The organism is Pseudoalteromonas sp. CNC9-20, assembly GCF_022347875.1.
GTDB lineage: Bacteria > Pseudomonadota > Gammaproteobacteria > Enterobacterales > Alteromonadaceae > Pseudoalteromonas > Pseudoalteromonas ruthenica.
The window spans coordinates 209,771-227,482 of the sequence record NZ_JAKRFS010000004.1 but is presented as its reverse complement, the minus strand read 5'-3'; the positions used below and the strand labels follow the sequence as shown (position 1 = coordinate 227,482).

Annotated in this window: 24 protein-coding genes; 6 read left to right on the top strand and 18 right to left on the bottom strand. The window is 46.4% G+C overall.

Annotated elements, in window-relative coordinates; genetic code table 11:
- Positions 1-8 precede the first annotated feature (8 nt).
- The 6 genes from MHM89_RS11435 to MHM89_RS11410 all read right to left on the bottom strand — a co-directional run bounded on the left by MHM89_RS11435 (position 9) and on the right by MHM89_RS11410 (position 4,452).
- Positions 9-647 carry a phage virion morphogenesis protein gene (locus tag MHM89_RS11435; protein ID WP_239408830.1) on the bottom strand — a complete coding sequence of 213 codons (639 nt, stop codon included), beginning with the start codon at positions 645-647 and terminating at the stop codon, positions 9-11.
- Entirely contained in the window at positions 628-1,071 is a 444-nt protein-coding gene (locus tag MHM89_RS11430) for a phage tail protein (RefSeq protein ID WP_239408828.1), read from the bottom strand. Before MHM89_RS11430 ends, MHM89_RS11435 begins: the two co-directional genes overlap by 20 nt.
- Complete coding sequence (locus MHM89_RS11425; RefSeq protein ID WP_239408827.1) at positions 1,068-1,526, bottom strand: head completion/stabilization protein; 459 nt, start codon at positions 1,524-1,526, stop codon at positions 1,068-1,070. The genes MHM89_RS11430 and MHM89_RS11425 overlap by 4 nt, the downstream gene beginning before the upstream one ends.
- 94 nt (positions 1,527-1,620) lie before the next feature.
- Complete coding sequence (gene gpM / locus MHM89_RS11420) at positions 1,621-2,373, bottom strand: phage terminase small subunit (protein ID WP_239408826.1); 753 nt, start codon at positions 2,371-2,373, stop codon at positions 1,621-1,623.
- Positions 2,374-2,450: 77 nt separating this feature from the next.
- Positions 2,451-3,491: a phage major capsid protein, P2 family gene (locus MHM89_RS11415; RefSeq protein WP_138547395.1), complete on the bottom strand. Its 1,041-nt coding sequence runs from the start codon at positions 3,489-3,491 to the stop codon at positions 2,451-2,453.
- 31 nt (positions 3,492-3,522) lie between these two features.
- Positions 3,523-4,452, bottom strand: coding sequence for a GPO family capsid scaffolding protein (locus MHM89_RS11410; RefSeq protein ID WP_239408825.1), 930 nt, complete (start codon positions 4,450-4,452; stop codon positions 3,523-3,525).
- Positions 4,453-4,656: 204 nt separating this feature from the next.
- Between MHM89_RS11410 and MHM89_RS11405 the strand changes: the two genes are divergently transcribed.
- From MHM89_RS11405 to MHM89_RS11390, 4 genes are read left to right on the top strand one after another with little or no spacing between them, the layout of a single operon-like run.
- The gene (locus MHM89_RS11405; RefSeq protein WP_239408824.1) at positions 4,657-6,426 is read left to right on the top strand and encodes a terminase family protein; all 1,770 of its coding nucleotides are present in this window, start codon (positions 4,657-4,659) and stop codon (positions 6,424-6,426) included.
- Positions 6,426-7,487 (top strand): phage portal protein, encoded by a 1,062-nt coding sequence (locus tag MHM89_RS11400; RefSeq protein WP_239408823.1) that lies wholly within the window; start codon positions 6,426-6,428, stop codon positions 7,485-7,487. The genes MHM89_RS11405 and MHM89_RS11400 overlap by 1 nt, the downstream gene beginning before the upstream one ends.
- Before the next feature lie 2 nt (positions 7,488-7,489).
- Positions 7,490-7,816: a phage holin family protein gene (locus MHM89_RS11395; RefSeq protein ID WP_022944366.1), complete on the top strand. Its 327-nt coding sequence runs from the start codon at positions 7,490-7,492 to the stop codon at positions 7,814-7,816.
- Positions 7,816-8,214, top strand: a complete 399-nt coding sequence (locus MHM89_RS11390) for a 3TM-type holin (protein ID WP_239408957.1) — start codon at positions 7,816-7,818, stop codon at positions 8,212-8,214. The genes MHM89_RS11395 and MHM89_RS11390 overlap by 1 nt, the downstream gene beginning before the upstream one ends.
- A gap of 229 nt (positions 8,215-8,443) precedes the next feature.
- Here the strand turns inward: MHM89_RS11390 and MHM89_RS11385 are convergent, their stop codons facing one another.
- The gene (locus tag MHM89_RS11385) at positions 8,444-8,902 is read right to left on the bottom strand and encodes a DUF4760 domain-containing protein (RefSeq protein WP_239408822.1); all 459 of its coding nucleotides are present in this window, start codon (positions 8,900-8,902) and stop codon (positions 8,444-8,446) included.
- 305 nt (positions 8,903-9,207) lie between these two features.
- Between MHM89_RS11385 and MHM89_RS11380 the strand changes: the two genes are divergently transcribed.
- Positions 9,208-9,453, top strand: a complete 246-nt coding sequence (locus MHM89_RS11380) for an ogr/Delta-like zinc finger family protein (protein WP_239408821.1) — start codon at positions 9,208-9,210, stop codon at positions 9,451-9,453.
- A gap of 163 nt (positions 9,454-9,616) precedes the next feature.
- Here the strand turns inward: MHM89_RS11380 and MHM89_RS11375 are convergent, their stop codons facing one another.
- The 11 genes from MHM89_RS11375 to MHM89_RS11325 all read right to left on the bottom strand — a co-directional run bounded on the left by MHM89_RS11375 (position 9,617) and on the right by MHM89_RS11325 (position 16,779).
- Positions 9,617-9,841, bottom strand: coding sequence for a hypothetical protein (locus MHM89_RS11375; protein ID WP_239408820.1), 225 nt, complete (start codon positions 9,839-9,841; stop codon positions 9,617-9,619).
- Between the two features lie 77 nt (positions 9,842-9,918).
- Positions 9,919-10,812, bottom strand: coding sequence for a hypothetical protein (locus MHM89_RS11370; RefSeq protein WP_239408818.1), 894 nt, complete (start codon positions 10,810-10,812; stop codon positions 9,919-9,921).
- A 247-nt stretch (positions 10,813-11,059) separates the two neighbouring features.
- Positions 11,060-11,629 (bottom strand): 3'-5' exonuclease, encoded by a 570-nt coding sequence (locus tag MHM89_RS11365; RefSeq protein ID WP_239408816.1) that lies wholly within the window; start codon positions 11,627-11,629, stop codon positions 11,060-11,062.
- A gap of 11 nt (positions 11,630-11,640) precedes the next feature.
- Positions 11,641-14,127, bottom strand: coding sequence for a replication endonuclease (locus MHM89_RS11360; protein ID WP_239408815.1), 2,487 nt, complete (start codon positions 14,125-14,127; stop codon positions 11,641-11,643).
- 3 nt (positions 14,128-14,130) lie between these two features.
- Positions 14,131-14,391, bottom strand: a complete 261-nt coding sequence (locus tag MHM89_RS11355; protein WP_022944360.1) for a hypothetical protein — start codon at positions 14,389-14,391, stop codon at positions 14,131-14,133.
- Between the two features lie 9 nt (positions 14,392-14,400).
- Positions 14,401-14,997: an SAM-dependent methyltransferase gene (locus MHM89_RS11350; protein WP_239408814.1), complete on the bottom strand. Its 597-nt coding sequence runs from the start codon at positions 14,995-14,997 to the stop codon at positions 14,401-14,403.
- An 8-nt stretch (positions 14,998-15,005) separates the two neighbouring features.
- Positions 15,006-15,404 (bottom strand): hypothetical protein, encoded by a 399-nt coding sequence (locus tag MHM89_RS11345; RefSeq protein WP_239408813.1) that lies wholly within the window; start codon positions 15,402-15,404, stop codon positions 15,006-15,008.
- Positions 15,388-15,582 carry a hypothetical protein gene (locus tag MHM89_RS11340; RefSeq protein WP_239385436.1) on the bottom strand — a complete coding sequence of 65 codons (195 nt, stop codon included), beginning with the start codon at positions 15,580-15,582 and terminating at the stop codon, positions 15,388-15,390. Before MHM89_RS11340 ends, MHM89_RS11345 begins: the two co-directional genes overlap by 17 nt.
- 366 nt (positions 15,583-15,948) lie before the next feature.
- The gene (locus MHM89_RS11335) at positions 15,949-16,263 is read right to left on the bottom strand and encodes a hypothetical protein (RefSeq protein WP_239408812.1); all 315 of its coding nucleotides are present in this window, start codon (positions 16,261-16,263) and stop codon (positions 15,949-15,951) included.
- A gap of 11 nt (positions 16,264-16,274) precedes the next feature.
- Positions 16,275-16,559, bottom strand: coding sequence for a pyocin activator PrtN family protein (locus tag MHM89_RS11330; RefSeq protein WP_239408811.1), 285 nt, complete (start codon positions 16,557-16,559; stop codon positions 16,275-16,277).
- Complete coding sequence (locus MHM89_RS11325) at positions 16,552-16,779, bottom strand: YdaS family helix-turn-helix protein (protein WP_239408810.1); 228 nt, start codon at positions 16,777-16,779, stop codon at positions 16,552-16,554. Before MHM89_RS11325 ends, MHM89_RS11330 begins: the two co-directional genes overlap by 8 nt.
- A gap of 182 nt (positions 16,780-16,961) precedes the next feature.
- On the opposite strand from MHM89_RS11325, the gene MHM89_RS11320 reads away from it, so the two are divergent.
- Positions 16,962-17,576 (top strand): XRE family transcriptional regulator, encoded by a 615-nt coding sequence (locus MHM89_RS11320; protein WP_239408809.1) that lies wholly within the window; start codon positions 16,962-16,964, stop codon positions 17,574-17,576.
- Positions 17,577-17,712 lie beyond the last annotated feature (136 nt).

Below are 17,712 nucleotides of genomic sequence, written 5' to 3'. Positions count from 1 at the left end.
TTCCTCGCTTATCTAAGGCGCATGGCCTCGTCTAACATAAAGTTCTTGAGTTCTTTGAGCTCGTCTCGTGATTGCCCTAAGAACGAGCGCTTGGGTGTTTTCAATGTCCAGCGCTCTTTGCTTGGTTCATCGCTCAGCAGTTTTAAAATAAAACCTGCTTTCGCTGTGCTCAGGTTCTCGGTGATCCACTTCACCGACGGCCGTTTATATCCCTTGCCTTTAGCACGCCGTATCTTGTAGCCCGCAGCTATGAGCTTCTTTGCCAACTTTCGCGAAGCGGGTGCATCATAATCGGGGGTGCCATAGATGCGTTGTTGCTCGCTAGCGGTGCGTTCCTGCTCAGCTCCATATTGGTGAGCGCTGGCAATTCGCGCGGTGCGCGGCGAATCAAACTGCACCCGCGCCCCCGCCGGGCTTGTCTTAACAATCATCTTGCGGCCAATGCGCCGTAACATGCGTTTTTTGGTGCCGTCAGCGCGCCCTGGCCACCGCTTATTCTCTAAATCTTTTTGCCCTTTTAGCCGAGCTTTCGAATCGCGGCGCACTTTTCGCCCGGCGCTTCGAAAAACACGCCGACGAGTGCGATCATCCAGCTTAAGAAGCGCCAGTTGGTCGCGGTTGTCGTGGCTAATTCGCGATGTCAGCATCTAACGTAAAGTCCTCGGCGACCCACACAGGAGCGCTTTCAATGCGGTATTGTTCACCCATAAATGTCAGCGGGCCGTTAGGGTCTCTCACTATCTGAACGTCTTCACTGAGCATAAACTCAAGCTCAATATCAAAGAGCTCGTCGTCTGTTTTATCCGCGCTAAACCCAACCATCGAATCGTCAAACTCCTCGCCTTGCTCTTGCATCCAAATCGCGACCATCGCGGCGAGTAAATGCGCCGAGTGGGCATAACGCTCTATGCTCACGATGGCTTTGTAAGCCATGGTTAAAATCGTATAGCCGGTGCCTTCGTTTTTCGCGCGAGGCTCGAATGTGCCCTCTTCTATCCACGCATCCAAGGTGGCGGCTTGATTCAGTCCGTGAGCACTTAAATAATCAGTGATGCGCTGCAACTTATTCATAGCAATTCCACCGGGCGATACTTGCTTTGCACCAGGTAGTTGCGCGCTTTAATGCCTTCGTTCAACCAATAAGCCCGGTGCTCTGTTTGCTGCTCTTTCTCTGCCAATGCACTCTCGCGTTGGCTAATGCTTTGGTGGCTGAGTAGCAAGTCTGCTTTGGCGAAGCACGACAGGGCTTTGGTGTAGTAATACACCAGGGCGCTTCGCCCATTTATGTGTTCACTCGGCACCTCAGCAAGGGACGGATACTGCTCCCAATGCAAGACGTAGTCTCGCTCTAAGGCCGCGTTAAGTGCGTGCACTTGGTGAGTCAATACATCCACCACCATGGCTTCACGGTATGAGCTCGGCACGTGGTAATGCTCAGCAAATTGCTGCACCGATACCGCCGGATAAAAGCCATTATTCGCAATGACCTGATCACTCGTTGTGCTGTTAATACCGCTAAAGCTCATACTTTTTCCTATTGGGTGCGGGCGCCTACAATCTGCACCTGTAAAGCAATTCAATGACTACCGGTGTGATTGCATGCCCGCTGGCGTTGGAGACTTAAATATCAATGGACACGTTAAGCTGTTTAGCCACATCGCGGGCCAGCTTTTTCACCCCGGCACCATCATTGATAAGCGTGGCTTGCACAGCGAATTGCAGTGCGTAGCCTAAATTGTGCTGACTCTGCTCGAGCTTGGCCGCCATGGCATACAGCTTGCCGCCCACCACTTCACTCCCTGACCAATCCTGCGTAAGCAGCTGCGCAATCAAGCGGTGCATCACCAAAGCAATACCACTGTCGCTGACTGCTTCTGCCCCCTTGTTGAGGTAGTAGCTGCCTTCGTCATAGAGCTGATCGATTAAGAACGTGGGCCAATGCTTGGTGTTAAATGCCGTTGGCAGTGGCTGCTTTTGCTCGACCATTAATGGCAATAGCTCGAGCACAGCATCCCAGCGCTTGAGGTCTACCAGCCAAATGAATACCCATGCCAGCACAGTGTTAGGGAAGTTCTGGCCGCTGAGGCGGTACTCGCTGATATAAGCCAGGTATTCGTTTCGCTCTAGCGCTTCGCTTTTGTAGCTGGCTTTATCAGCCACATCGTCAATTGTTTTTAATTGACCTAAGTCCGATTCAATAGCCGCTTTAAAGAACTCGTAGCGACTGGGGCCGTCATCGGCTACCGCCAGCTTGTCTTGAGCGGGTGACTCGGGTGCTGGGGTACTGTTTACCGGTGCCGCTTTGTTGTCAGCCTCTTGCTGCACTTGCTTTTGTGCAGCAGCTTTCGCGAGTGCCTTTTTAACTAAACTCATTTAGGAATGCTCCACTTGGATTAAAAAGGACGCCCGCCCCACGGTTTGGTTAGGGCGCCAACCTGCGCTGCTGCTCGTTACGACCAGGTCGTGCCGCCGTCTTTGGTGACTTTCACGTTTGCAGATTCAAAAAACGCAATCATTTCTAAATCTTCCACGTAGTAGCAATCGTTGCGGCTTTGGTAATCTTCGACACGTTTTTTCTTCGGGTTGTCCTCGATGTGCGTGCGCGTTGATCCCTCTTGCACATAGAAGCTCAGGTTTTCAAAAGTGGTCACCAAAATGCCACGCTCTGGGAAAAACGGGATTTTGTATGTCGGCAAGCCGCCATAGGTATCAATGACCTGTTGCAGCTCAATCTTGGATTTTTCACTTGGGGTATGCGCTTGTTTTGCATACAGCTTGTTCTTGTCATCGGCATGCAGTTCGCCACCGACAATCGCAACCAGATTAACGCGCTTATGCTCTGGGATTGCTTGAATCAAATCATGCACCGCCTGGTCCAAGTTCTCGTAGTCACCGCCGGTGCCGATACGAATTTCGCCCGCTTGCTTTTCACCTTCGCTAATTGCACGCCCCGGCGCATCGCGACGAACTAGTTGTAACCAGCCGATATTCACATCTTCCATCATTGGGTTGGCAACAATATCTGTCACATCTGCGGCATGTGTGCCATGCCAACCAATTTTGATGATGTCCAAGGCAATAGCTTGTTTGACGTGGTTTCGATAGCGATTAGCAAAATCGGGGAACTTGGACCACTGATCCATTTTGTACCAAGGCAAATGCACATCACACTCAGTGGGATAACAGCGGTACTCACGTTTTGACAAGCCCGCCACATCGCGTGTTTTTCGCTCTCGGTTACCGTCTTGTTCAACGCCAGCACGGCCAGTAACGCCACCGCCCACGCCCATGAATACTGATTGACCAACGAGGTCATCCACCGTGGCGGTGTTGATCATCTGTAGGAACTCTACAGATTCATACACCATGTCATACAAGCTTTGCTCAATAGATGGCTCAACGGAAAATTGCTCCGACATTGATGCCACGCCGTAGTTGCTAGCCAATCCAGCCATCAGGCTAGCGAATAATTGTGAGGTCTTTAATTTCATGCTTTTTCCTGCTTAATGTGCTTGGGTTGGCTTACAGTAAATTTGCGTACTGCGCTTTATCGCCTTCGGGGTCTTCTTCTGAGTCCGTCGTATCTGAGTGCTCTTCAGCCGATAGCTTTTCCAATTTGCTGTTCAAATCAGCCAGCGCCTGCTTGGTGCTTGCCAACTCTTGCTTCACTTGTGCAAACTCGGTGTTTTCCTCTTTATCGCCTAGCTCGTCTTCAGTGCCTTCTTCATCGCCCTGTTGAGCAAAGTGCTTTTCGAGCTTGTCTGTTTTGTCAGACAAGGTTTTGATTTGGGTGCTTAGATTAAGCAGCGGTTCGCCCAGCGCGTCTTTCATCGCTTGTGCTAAATCTTCTTTTTTCATATCGGGGTCATCCTTTGTTGAAAACAGTTTTTTAAAAAATCCGGGAGTGTCGGCGCTAGGTTGCTCGGGCTCTTCAAGCTGAAAGTTAACGGTAATAGGGGTAACATCCTTGTCGGCTCCTTCGCTTACCTGGTCTTTATTCTGTTCTTTTGAAAACTTCACACGGTCGGTGTAACAGCTGGCGGGGTAATCGGTGACAGCCAGACCGACCAAGTAGGTTTTATCGGTGCCCCGGAAGTTGCGGTTAATCTCAATGCTGAAATACACCGCTTGGTCTGCTTGGTTAAGCTGCACGAATGACGCATTGGGAGCGAGTACGGCATATAGACACAGTACCCCGTCGTTATTTTTCTTCGCAAAAACACTGAGCACATCACCAAGCATGCCAGGGATATCCACGTTGCTTAGGTTCTTCGCCGCCCAGCCTGACCAATCACGTTCGTGGTCTAAATTGATGCGGGCGCCATACATTTTAGGATTGTAAGTCTCGACAATATCTAAGATATCCTGCTCGGAAATCTCGCGGCCATCCACGGTCAAACCTTCTGCTGCTATTGATAATGGTTTGGTGCGTAACTGGCTGTTTTGTGGCATGGGCGGGTTACCTTTAAAAACTTTACAAATGCAATAAATGCTCTAAATTTGATTGCAGTTTGCCCCGCATTTGGCTGCCTTGCCATTTTTTTAATCTTTTGAAATTCCTATATTTTTGTTCTAGGTGTGTCTAGGATTTTAACCGCGCGTACTCCTGCTTTTTAGCCTTTAAACTGCCGTTAAGTTTTGAATTTGACGCGGTCTATGAAACCCAAGTACTCCAGCGAAGTGATTGCACAGGCACGTAATCTTTACGTGATTGAAGGCTTTACGTTTGACGAAATTGCAGACGTGGAAGGCATGCCCAGTGCGCGCACTATTCGCCGTTGGTCAGAAAATGAAAACTGGGTGGATATGTGCCCGAGCTTTAGTGCCGAAATGGCTTTTGCTAAGCGCATTAATGTGCTGGCTGAAAAGGATGAAAAAAGCGATAGCGACTATAAAGAGCTAGACTTTTGCACACGCCAACTCGCTGCGCTCAATAAAAGTAAACTGGCCCCGAAGCCAAAAGAGCGAGCACCGGTGCACAATGATGCTGGCAACAACAGCAGTTCAAGCAGCAAGAAAGGCAAAAAGAAGAAGGTTAAAAACGATTGCTCAAGCATCACCATTGAGCAACTTGAAGAGCTCGCGCAGGAACTGCTCTACCCGCACCAGTTGCATTGGCTTGATAACCAGGACCACCGCCAACGCTTTATATTAAAGCCACGCCAAATCGGTGCGACGTTCTACTTTGCGTTTGAAGCGTTTTACGATGCGCTGAAAAGCGGGCGCAACAAAATCTTTATCTCTGCATCGCGCGACCAGGCAGAGATATTTAAAGCCAACATCATCGCCATGGTGCGTGAATACTTTGGCATTGAGCTCAGCGGCTCGCCCTTGGTGCTTAACTACCATGGCAAAACCATCAAGCTGGTATTTAAAAGTACCAATGCGCGCACGGCCCAATCTGATTCGGGCGACTTATATATTGACGAAGTATTTTGGATACCCAAATACAAAGAGCTGCGTAAGCTTGCCCAAGCAATGGCAACCCACGCGCACTACCGCATTACCTATTTTTCTACACCCTCGGTCACCAGTCATGAAGCCTACGACCACTGGAATGGTAAATGGTATCGCAAAACCAAAGCCTGTAACGACCCTGAATTTGCCATTGATGTTAGCCACAAAGCTTTAAAAGATGGCGTGCTGTGTGATGATGGTATATGGCGACAAATGCTCACTGTTTACGATGTGGTTGAGTCGGGTTTTGACCGTATCAGTATTGATGTACTCGAGAATGAATATTCACAAGAGGAATTCGATAACCTCTTTATGTGTAAGTTCATTGATGATGCGCACTCAGCCTTTAGCCTTAAACAGCTTATGGCTTGTGTGGGCGACTCATCAAAGTGGAAGGATTACAACAGTGAATGGGAACGGCCCTTTGCAATGAAGCCCGTACTCATTGGTTTTGACCCTGCCCGCACCCGAGACAAAGCCAGCGTGGCAGTACTCAGCATGCCGCAATCCGGTGAGAAATTTCGACTGCTTGAAACCCTTGATTTAAGCGGCAATGACTTCGAAGCCATGGCCGCAGAGATTAAGTTGCTCACCGATAAATACAACGTACAGCACATAGGCGTTGATACCACCGGCATTGGTTATGGCGTGTGGGAACTGATCACCAAGTTCTACCCGCAAGCTGAGCCCATTTATTACAACCCACAAATCAAAGCCCGGATGGTGATGAAGGCCCTGAACGTGATTAAGAATGGCCGCTTTGAATACGACAAAGACGCCGTGACGGTCGCAAGTAGCTTTATCAACATACGTAAAAAGGTGGTGGGAGACCAAATCACCTATGCCAGTAACCGCAGCGCAGAAATAGGCCACGCTGATATTGCGTGGGCCATTATGCACGCCATGATTTTTGAACCACTGGACGGTAACACCGCTAACCGTCGAACCTCTGTAGGGATAGCCGCCTAATGAAACAACGACTTCCTGTAGTTGCGGGGCAGATGCCGCAATATAACCAATCACAAAACAGCAGTGTGAGCTTTAGCTTTGGCGATCCCGAGCCCTGCCTAGATAATCGGTTGACCAGTTATATTGGTGTGTTTGCCGATTTGAACGGTATCTATGCGCCCCCTGTGAGCCTCAATGGCCTTATTAAGTTGCTGCATGTGAACGCACAGCATGGGCCTATTTTGTACTTTAAGCGCAACATGATTTTGAAGTGGCTCAAACCCAGTGCCATTATTAGCCGCCGCACGGCTGGCAAATTTGCCTTTGATTATTTGTGGTCAGGGAATGGCTATTTGCAAATCATCAAAAACCGCTTAGGGGGTGTCATGAAGCTGCGCCACCTGCCAGCACTAACAATGCGTTACACCAAAGAGCGTGGTGTATATGCACAGCTGCGCAGTGATGGCAGTATCACTCGGTTTAAAGAAGGGGAAGTGATCCAGATTAAAGAGTATGACCCCACCCAAGGTATCTACGGCATCCCGCAGTATTATGGCGGTATTCAGTCGGCGCTGCTCAACGAAGATGCAACTTTGTTCCGCCGGCGCTATTACAAGAACGGCGCCCACATGGGCTTTATCTTTTCCATGGCAGATCCCAATTTAGCCACCGAGGATGAAGACGCACTCAAAGAAGCGATTAAGGATTCAAAGGGGGTGGGTAATTTTCGCAGCCTGTTCTTTAACAACCGAAGTGGCAAGACTGACGCAGACAAAGCTATCAAAATCACACCGGTTGGGGATATCTCTACCAAGGACGAGTTCGAGCGTATCAAGCGCATTACCACCAACGACATGCTTTCGATGCACCGAGCCCAAGAAGCATTAAGCGGGCAAAGCTCTGGCGACTCAGCAGGGTTCGGTAATTTAGACCGAATTACCTCGGCTTATTACAACAATGAGGTGGTGCCCTTGCAGCAAGATATTTTGCAAATAAACGATTACCTCCCCCGCTCCGCTCACATTGATTTTGATGTGCCGGCCTACAGCGATTTACTTAACACACCTGATGAAAAGGATTAACCGTGAGTTGGATTGATATTGTTGCCTTTATCAAACAATGGGGGCGCCTAGGCTTTATTTGCTTAGCAGCCGCAGCTATTCAAATGTACTTGAGCGGTAAGCGCTTTACGTACTTCCATTACTTTATGTCGGTACTGATTGCGATATTTGCTGCTTACCTAGCAGCAAGCTTTTGTGATTGGCGCGGCTTTGATGAGAATTTGAAGACCGGGGTTATTGGCGTGACCGCCTATGCCGCCCCGCATATTTTGGAGGGGTTCGATAAACTGGTGAAGCTATTCAGTAAAGATCCCCATTCGTTTTTTAAATTATTTGCGAGGGCTAAATGATGGGATGGGTAACAAAGTTTTTTGGCGTAGGCGCAGCGGAGCCGATTGAAGCCGTAGGCAATGTACTGGATGAGTTATTTACGAGTGATGAAGAAGAACTGTCACTGGAGCTTGTTCGCCAAAGACTGGCCCAAAGGCCAGCCCTTATACAAGCTGAAATAACGAAGGTTCAAGCGCAACATCGAAGCACTTTTGTAGCAGGTGCTAGGCCTTTCCTAATGTGGGTATGTGGCCTAGGCTTTTTATTTGCTTTTGTTATTAACCCCATTATTACGTGGTTTTTGCCTGCTCTTGGGACGCCTACTTTGCCGCTTGAGGCGATGATGGAGCTTTCGCTTGCAATGTTGGGGTTGGCTAGTCTTCGCACGGTCGAAAAGCTTAAAGGCGTGACGAAGTAGAAGCTTGAGAGCATACCTCACCGCATATTTAGTAAAGTCGAAGTAATCGTTAATTAAGCTCAATAGCTCTAGTAAAAATTCCATACAAATTGGTATCCACTGTTTTTCTGTGGACACCAATTTTGTGACTTATCTCAATCTCGATTAATAGTTTGCAAAAGATATTCCTTCGAGTTAGAAGTACCGGAAAGCTGCAATTTTATCCCTATGGAATTCTTTGCTGACTAACTTATCTTTCTTCGATTAAATAGTTATAAAGTTTTTCAAACTCAGACCAGGACTGCATTTTGCCAGTAGCCAATCTGTGGTATCGAATAAGTGGCGATAACCTTAAGTAGCACCCGACCAGATCTGTCTTTGCTATTTTTTTTATTGTATTAGGATCATATGCTTTAACGTTCACGCCTAGAGCTAACCGTTCAAATTTATTGAGAAGGTTATGGACGCGGGCATTCAGCTCTTTATCGCCCTTCACTTGCGCTAAGTTTGTATCCGAAAAGTACTTTGGTAGTGCTTCTGAAACTTCAATAAATTCAGTCACAGTGCTATCTGCGAATTCGTACCAGAAGTTCAAGGCATTTTTTTTACGCTCATTTCTTCTACTATCACAGTAGATAAAAACTCCAGAAATGACGGATAAAGATGTTAGACATGATGAAATAACTTTGACCCAATCTACAACTGACATTTTACTCTCTCTATCCCTTTAGACATTAAGAGATTATACGAATACCAGCGAAAGTCCAAAGTTGTCACTTGGTGTCACGAGTTTGACAAACCCGATCCTTTGCAGTGCATGGTTAGATCCTTTTAGAATAACGTCTAAGGCTAAATAGCTATGTCATTGGCTATGTCAAAATGATCACTTTTTTGTGCGAAAGCGGAAGGCGAGGAGGAGTGATTTTTTTCGGGTCCTTGAGTGTCACTGATGTTGGTGAACCAACAAACACTGTATATAATCACAGTTAATGGTTTTTTTTGGGAGAAGCTAACATGGCAAGGGTTACATGCAAAGACTGTGGTGCTAAGTCTATTGTTACCTCAAGGGAGACGCAGACCGCAGGTGTCTCACACCTTTACTGTAGTTGCACTAATACCAAAGAATGCGGCGCAACCTTCCGAGTGACATTAAGTTTTGATCATTACCTTAATCCACCTCTGAAAAGTACACGAGAACTTGCAGTCGAACTACTAAGTAAACTCCCTAAAGAAGAGCAGTTAGAACTAGTTGGGATGTAAAACTAACTGACTCGTAATTTTCAGCCACATAACTAGCCTGAATCTTTTTAATGGTTAATAAATGTGGAAATACGTGGAAGGATTGACCAGAGAAGTGATGGGTGAAGTGGAAAATTTTTCTATATTTCATGGATATGAAATAGTTTAATTGCTATATCTACCATTACTCGGGAGCTTTGCCATTATTTGGTTTTTCTTTCGGCTCTAGTAAATTCATTACAGCCAAATAGGCCCAACCACCTATAAGCGTAAAACCTAAAATGAAAGCGACTAGTCCACTCGTTAACTTTGAGCGGTTCTGCTTAATCGCCAAGCGCACAGCAAGCAATGCAGGAAGTAGCGATGTGAAGAATAAAATATAGAATATCGTGTTACCACCAATGCCCATATAAAGCTCTCAATAATTAAATTTCACTACTAGATCGGAAGCCCACTTTTCGTGGACTCCCTTAAAGCCAGATAGATTTAGAATGTGTAAGTACAAATATATCTACCAATACCTTTGTTTACGCAAGTAACTCTACCAGTACTCGCCTTCGAGCCAGATACGCTGCGAAACTCAACACCTGCTCTTGTAGCTGCGTCGTAGAAGTCCATAAAAGCATTAGCTCCGCCTCTGCTGAAATCATAAGATTCAGAATTAGATGTGTCGAAGTTTGGCTCAACCGTATTTAGGTCTACATCGGTACCACGTACGAACTCCCACATCAGCTTACCATTCACAACAGCGTAAAGAGAATATACCGCAGTGCTTCCATCACTAAAGGTAACTTCCATCATGACTTTATCAATATCTAAGATACCAGACAGTTTTGCTGCTGAATTAACAAAATCAGTTATGTCACGACCTAAACTGGCATGCTTATTATAATGCTCAGCGACTTTATTTTGGGTGGAACTCGAACCAACTAAATCCCAAACTCCCTTAGCTATTTCAGGTGGAATTTCCTCTCCCGATAATTGCTTCTGAGTTTCTACTAACTTTTTCTTAGCATCAGACAAGTCATAGAAATTATTTAGAACTTTCTGTTCGACACCTTTTTGATTCACCATCGTATAGTAGACAGGAATCTTTCTATCGCCTAGTTTACCGCCCCTTCCGTCTGGTTCACCGCCCGTGCCAGGCAAGGACCGGTATCCTGTAATTTTTTTGGTCACCTCAAACTTTTCAATTTTAGCTGTTTCAAGGTTCATGACATATACATCGCGAGTCTTGTTGAGCTGAGCCTTCATTTTTGCCTTTGCTTTGAATTGCTCAAATGAAAAGCAAGTCGAACATTCAGTTTTTATTGGCTCCAAGGAAGCATGAGATGGTAGGGAAAGGAGTGTTAAGAGAGATGCGAAAATTACTTTTTTCATTTTTAGTCCATTATTTACTACTAATAACAGACTTAAATTTAACATAAGTTACGAAAACATCAAGCAATAAAAGGTACAAAGTGAGTATAGTTTTACAACTAATCGCAAAATAACCTATAGATTAACTGTATATTTATAAATGAATGTCTATTATATACCCAATTTGGTTATAAAATACCCCCCCCCTGAGAAGTAGCAAGCGTTGGCGAGCATTTGCCTTAAGGTTTATCGTTAAAGGGGTTGGTTGTCAGCAAGTTCTGTTCTCATCTCGTCCTAGTTTATTAAAAACTGCTGAAACATAGCGTGCCTGGTGCACAGCATCATCCATGGCGTTGTGGTGCGTGCCAACAAAAGGCATATCATTTTTAGGGTCGAACCCATGCAAGGTCCGGCCAAGGTCAACAAGTGTTCGCACATCACGATCACCAGAATACGGCCACGGCTGACGCATTCGGCAAGCCTTGTATGCATTACCCAAAATAACGTTATCGAAAGTGCAACCATTTCCCCACACTACACGCTCTTTAAAGTTTTCTATTTGGCTGATCCACTCGTCAAATTCACCTAATGCATCTTTTAGAGAAACAGCCATATCATCCAATAGCACTTTACGCGCATCGTCGCTTTGCTCCATCCACCAAAGCACGGTTCCTGCGTCAATTTCACCGTAATATGCTGAGCTTTTAAGGTTTACTATTGTGTGGAACTGCGCGCCAATTTCACCCGTTGTTGGCTCAAAGAAGCATGCGCCTATAGATACGATCGCCGCTTTAGAGCCATTACCCATAGTTTCTAAATCTAACATTACATTATTCATGATTTCTCCAACTAACCCCATGCTGCGGCTACGTCCCACCAATCTTGCTCGGTATCACCGGCAAGCACCTGGTGTGCATACTCATAGTCGCTACCTGAATCAACGCCGCCCACTGTTGGGGTATTGCGGCCAGCGTTATTTGCGTGCGCATAAGCTAGGTTCACCAGTTCTCGCGCGCGCTGCCAATGTGTATCTGTTACTTTGATTGGACGTGCTGGTGTAGCACGCTCTAGGTTGGTCTGAGCAAAGGATTTCAATTCGTTTACTTCCATAAAGTAGACGCGGCCATAGTGAACCACACTGCCGCCCTCGCTCAGCGCCTGCCGTTCTACCTCTGTCATATCCTCAAGCACAGCGATAGGGTCAATCATGCTTTCTTCAGACAAAGCCTCGCTGTCTTGTTGGGCAAAGATGTGTGCGTGGTACTCAATGTCTAAGCGTTTTCGTTCATTTAATGCACGCTGTTCATCCAATACTTGTAATTGGCCGTCTCGTATTCGGTAAATGAACCCATCAATCGCGATCTGCCTACCCGCTTTTAGATCCTTTTCATGATCTTTCACCTGGTCTTTATCAAAACCAAAGTCGTTAAACGCAAACTGGGTGCTATCCCGCGCCGCTATTGGCGTACAGTTATTCCCACTAGTCCAAGATAGGTCGGCGGAGCCGACGAGGGCGTTGTCTTTAAGCTGATTTTTCTCTGCCGTCCCTTTGAGTTGTCTGGTCCATTCCACAAGACGCGTCATTAGCACTGATTCGCTAAAGGTATTAATTACGCCTTTAATACGTCTAACTAGCTCGCCATAGGCGTTACCAAAGGGAGTCTGTTCGTAGAAAGGTTTAAACCGCGCATTTCGCCCAATGCACATGCCACCTTGCAATTTCACATAGTCTTTCCAGCTGCCCGAGTCGGCCGCCGCACGCACCTCTTCTATTTGCGGATCATCAACGGCTTCACGCTTTCGGCGCAGCTCCCGGTATACGGTCACCGACGGTGAGCCCTGAAATTGAAACTGATGAATATTCCAAGTACTGGCCCAGGCCTGTACTGGATTAACTTGCTTCTTAATAAGCTCGCCGGTTTCATCATCCTCATGATCAGATACTTGATAACCATCGATGTTTTTGGCGATGTACTTTGCGATATAGCTCGCGGCACTGCCCTTTTTCTTATCAATTAAGATTGCCTCGAAGCGCGGTGAAAAAGTGCGGTGAAATTTCTGAGGCTCCTTAGCTTTGATGCCTTGGCTCTTTTTAAACCCCCAAGCCTGGCGTTGCTTCTTATAAGCAGTAAAAAGCTCTTTCTTGCGAGCGTAACGCTCTATTAGTTCTTCACGGTCTTCAGCAATAAAGTACTTGCGCATAATGGCGTTGACCCACTGCACTTTATCTTTAGGAATAAACAAGAGCATGTGCCAGTGCGGGGTTGCATCAGCATGGGGCTCCGCCACACGCACACCAAAATAGTTGATACCAAGGCGGCCTAGTTTAGCCCTTACTCGTGACCACACTTTATTCAAATAGGCGTTGGCATCCTTCGGTGTGGTTCCTTGATACTTAGGTGAGTTTGCATGAAAGCGGCTGGGTGTTGTTATGGTCGAAAACACACCTTGATAGCCTATCTCTTCGGCGAGTTCTTCTGTTTCACGAATACGCAGCATTAGCTCATTGCGGCGGTTGTCTGTGTTAGCCATGCCGCTTTTCACTGCATCCATTAGGTTTATAACACTTCCATCACTGCCTTCTAGTTCCATCATTTCGAGGAACTGTCGGCCACTTTCTTGTGACGCGCTGTACTCCCGCTGCGCCGTTTTACTGGCATACGGGCTGATGCCACGGCGTTTACTCTTCTTCGATTTGGGGCAGTGGTAAAGGTCTTTGCCTACCTGTCCGGTGGCAATTTCTAGTAGTTCAATATACTGGCGGCGAACGGATTTGAGCTTGCGCGCCCACCATTTTTCACACTGCATTTTCAGCAAGGCGATTTCGATGTGCTCAATGGGCACCTTATCGCCTTGCTCAGAATAAAAGGGGGCTTTCACCCCCCGACACATGGAGAAGGTAGAAAGCTTTTCATGTATCAGCGTCGCAATCTCTGCATAATTGAGGTGCTGATTTTCGTCGCTGATATCAATGGCTATCTGCATGCACTCGCGTGCAGCGTCAGTGCCATATTCTTTGGTTTTCTCAACACTACTCAAAATATGCCAAGGCAAAGGCATACTTTGAGTAATCCTGAATAACACTTCAAAGCGAGGCTGCAATCTTGCAATCGTGCGGCTTAACCAGCGATTAGCCCGATAAATCGAGCCCTGCTTTTTTTGGTTGTAGCGGTCAATGTAGCGGCGTGCCATCCGCCCTTGTAAAGGCGTGGGGATCACCGCTAGCTTGCGTGCCACATAATTAAAATTGTCTACATCATCAATGGCCGCAACAATTCCGCGTGCCATCGATGATAGGCGCAGCTGCGCCAAATCAACGGGCTGATTCGCTAGCATACTTTACAGTGCGCTGTGTTCGATTAATTCAGGCTCATGACCTTTGAGCACCGCATCTAAACGTTGTTGCAGCACATTATGTAGCTCTGCGCCCTCACCTTCTGGTTGCTCTGCAGCCAGTATTTCAGTTATACGCAGCAAGTTGGTGAACGTATCTTCGCAATAAATCAGCATGCCTGTAGTGGCTCTACTGTTAAAAAAGCGAATGGCCTCATTGGCTGTATTAATTACTTCGTTAGCTATTTTTGTTGTAAGCGAGTTCATTATTAATCCTTAAATAACGTGAATAGTGGCAGGTTTCGGCGTCATGCTTTTGCTGCCTTTTTTAAATACAAAGTGGGCGTATTCGATAGAGTCGGTTTTCCCTTTTTTATCGGGAAAAAATGAAGGGCGTTTGCTATGCACATACACGCTTTGCAGTGGTGCTGTATCCCAAAATGCCTTGCGGTCTTTAGTGCCCAACCAGTTAAGACGCTGAAGCATGACCACATAGCCATCAGAGCAAACGTGCTCTAATGCTTTGTTCACAAAGTCGATAGAGATATTAAAAGGCGGATTAGTAATAACCACGCCGTAATCACCTACCCCGCGTGACTCAAGAAAATCTAAGCCCGCAAACGGTGTTCTGGCGTCGATGCGTATATCGGCTGTGGTTAAGTTAATACCGCTAAAGCGCTGTGCGAGCACTGCCGGGTAACTCGGCTCATACAATGAGCAACCGCCACAAGAAGGATCGAGTACACCGTCCGTCATAAGGCACTTTTCTAAGTCCGTGCCTTTGATAGCATCTAGGAATTGCTCAATAAGCCAATGTGGTGTCACGTAATAATCATCTTTATTGCGCACTGCGCCGCGATTCGTTGAACTCATGACGGCTCCTAGTGCTGCTTTTGCAGTTGGTTGGCTGGGTCAAAGTGGCCGCTGGTTACGGTGCGCTTTGCTCCTTGGTAAAACTTGGCCGGTGCCATGGCATTGGCTGAAGTGAATGCGGTTACAATTTCATCGAGCTCTAATACTGCTTTGCGCAATGCATCACGCTGCTCGTAACTCAGCTGGCTAAATGGCTTATCAATGTCGGTGCGCTTTAGACCAGCCGCAAAGCATAAAATGGTACGCTCACGCTCGCTGAGTACTTGGGTATACACATGCTTAGGCGTATGGCGCTCATCACCCAACATGGCACGGATTTCACGCAATCCTTGGGGTGTATGGCTCCCCTCTATCGCCTCAAGGCTTGGCACTGGGTTTTGTGTTACCTGCTTAGCGGTTGCGGTCATGAAGTTGCTCCCATTCAGTCATACATTGTTTGTCACACCAGCGGCGCCCTTGCTCGACTGGCTCTTTGCAATTCCAGCATCGACCCGTGCTTTGCTTGGGCGGCTCTGGTTTGCGGTAAGTTAAAGCGCGAGATAACTCGCGCTCTGTTTCGTTTGTTGCTATGTCGATAGCGTCCATATAAATCCTTGTTTCATCGTGTAAAACCCTCCTTGTTTTGGTAAGTTGCAAGTGCGACCAATTAACAAACCAAAACAAAGAGGAAAACTCATGTTTGAAAATGAAATTCTTAGATCAATGGGGTTAGGCATACTGGGCGAGCTCGCTGTTAAATTTCCTAGCGCCGAAGCTATCTCTATAGATAATCCCGACAGACGGGGAGTCATAGCTTTACTCGTTCATCACGGCCTAATAATCCCCACTGGCACGCATCCCAAAGGCTTAGCCGAATTCGTAATAACTCCTGAAGGTATTGAAAAACACAAACTAGAATCACGAGCTCCACGAAAAACCAAAGTGGGAATATCCTTGGATTAGGGTAAGCTCTTATTTACTGGCATTAATTAAACCCAGGAGCACAGCTTCAAATTTGTCTTTATTAACGCTGTTGCCGTGCTCTTTTTGCTGCCCTACCACAATCGCTTCAGCTAATTCAGCTTTAAGCCCGAGAGTCGATGTAAACCGCTGCTTGCTTTTCAAGTGCACCAACGCAGCTCTAACGGCGATGGCTAGAATCGCGCTGGTGTGTGCTTTTTCATGATCTGCATGGCATTCAAAAATAGCTGCAAACTCGGCTTCAATTTTCTTCGACTTCACTAATAGTTTTTCTCTATCACTATTGATTTGGTCTACTGCGTTCATAAGTATTCCTGTTAGTTGTTAACGTGTTGCCACTCGTCACGAGCCTGGTCGTAACGCGACTGCAAATAGGCACCCAAGTCAGTCACGTTCACCATTGTTGGTGCTCGTTCTGAATCTCTTAATTTAAAAGTGGGAAATGGCAACGCAGCGGCTTTCGCTTTTTGCTCTGCAGTTTTAGGCTCAATACCCAAATACTCTTTGCAGATTTCTCGCAGCGGTACCGTGGGGCTGTTAAAACAGGCCAGCAAAGCAAAAGTCATATTCATATCGCCTGTCCGGGGCTGGTGCTTACCCATGCTTTTCTCCTTCTCTGCCTTTTTCGTGGTCGGCAAGTAACTCATCTACTGTCACGCTTCCATGCGTAAGCTCGGAAATTCGTTTTATATACTTAGCTGGAGCCTGCTGGTGACGATGAACCCAATTCCATACTTGAGTTTGAGTAATACCCATTCCCAAATTTTTTGCGGTAGCTGTTTGGCCACCAATAAGGTCTACCGCTTTTTTGATAGCTGACATAAAAAACACCGTCCTGATAACTTTTTGTTATCCTATGATCACTTTATTTTATTGTCAACGTAAAAGAACACTTTTTGTTATCCACAAAGAAACCTTTTAATTGTTTGACTGTAATCACATAAGGTTGTGATAATCATAAAAAGACAACTAAAAGTAATTTAATTGATGAGAAAAGGATTTTTATGAGTATTGGCGAACGAGTAAAACAAAGACGCAAAGAGCTTGGGCTTACCCAATATCAATTGGCTGACCAAGTTGGCACAGCTCAAACGTCAATCCAAAAAATAGAAAAAGGTGATACAAGGAACCCTCGTAATATCGAAACCATAGCCAGAGTTCTTAATTGTTCACCCGAATACCTGCGTTTTGGTGTCGGTGAAGGTGGCAACGTTGCCGCTGGCCCTACAGTCAAGAAGCAGCTACCACTTATCAGTTGGGTTCAAGCTGGCGCTTGGTCAGATATTCAAGAGGTGAATCCGCTAGAAGCTGAACATTTTATGTGTCCAGTGAACTGCTCTGAAAAGTCATTTGTATTGAAGGTGCAAGGTATTAGTATGGAACCGAAGTTCCTAGATGGTGATTTAATATTTGTTGACCCTGAAGCAAGACCAGAGCATGGCTCCTATATTGTCGCTCGTCTTGATGACGAGAACCAAGCCACATTCAAACAGTTAATTATTGAGGGTGGCCAAAAGTTCTTAAAAGCGCTCAACCCCAACTGGCCGGATCCACTCATGCCCATCAATGGCAATTGCACCATCGTTGGCAAGGTTGTTTTTACAGGTAAATCACTCTGAGCCATATGGATGTAAGTCAAGTTTTATGAGCTTACATACTCTAAATAGGCTTGAGGGATGTCTATTAGCTCTTTGACTATGAAATATGTACTTCTGGGAGGGCTTATTTGTCTTAGTTCAGACCTTTACTGGCACT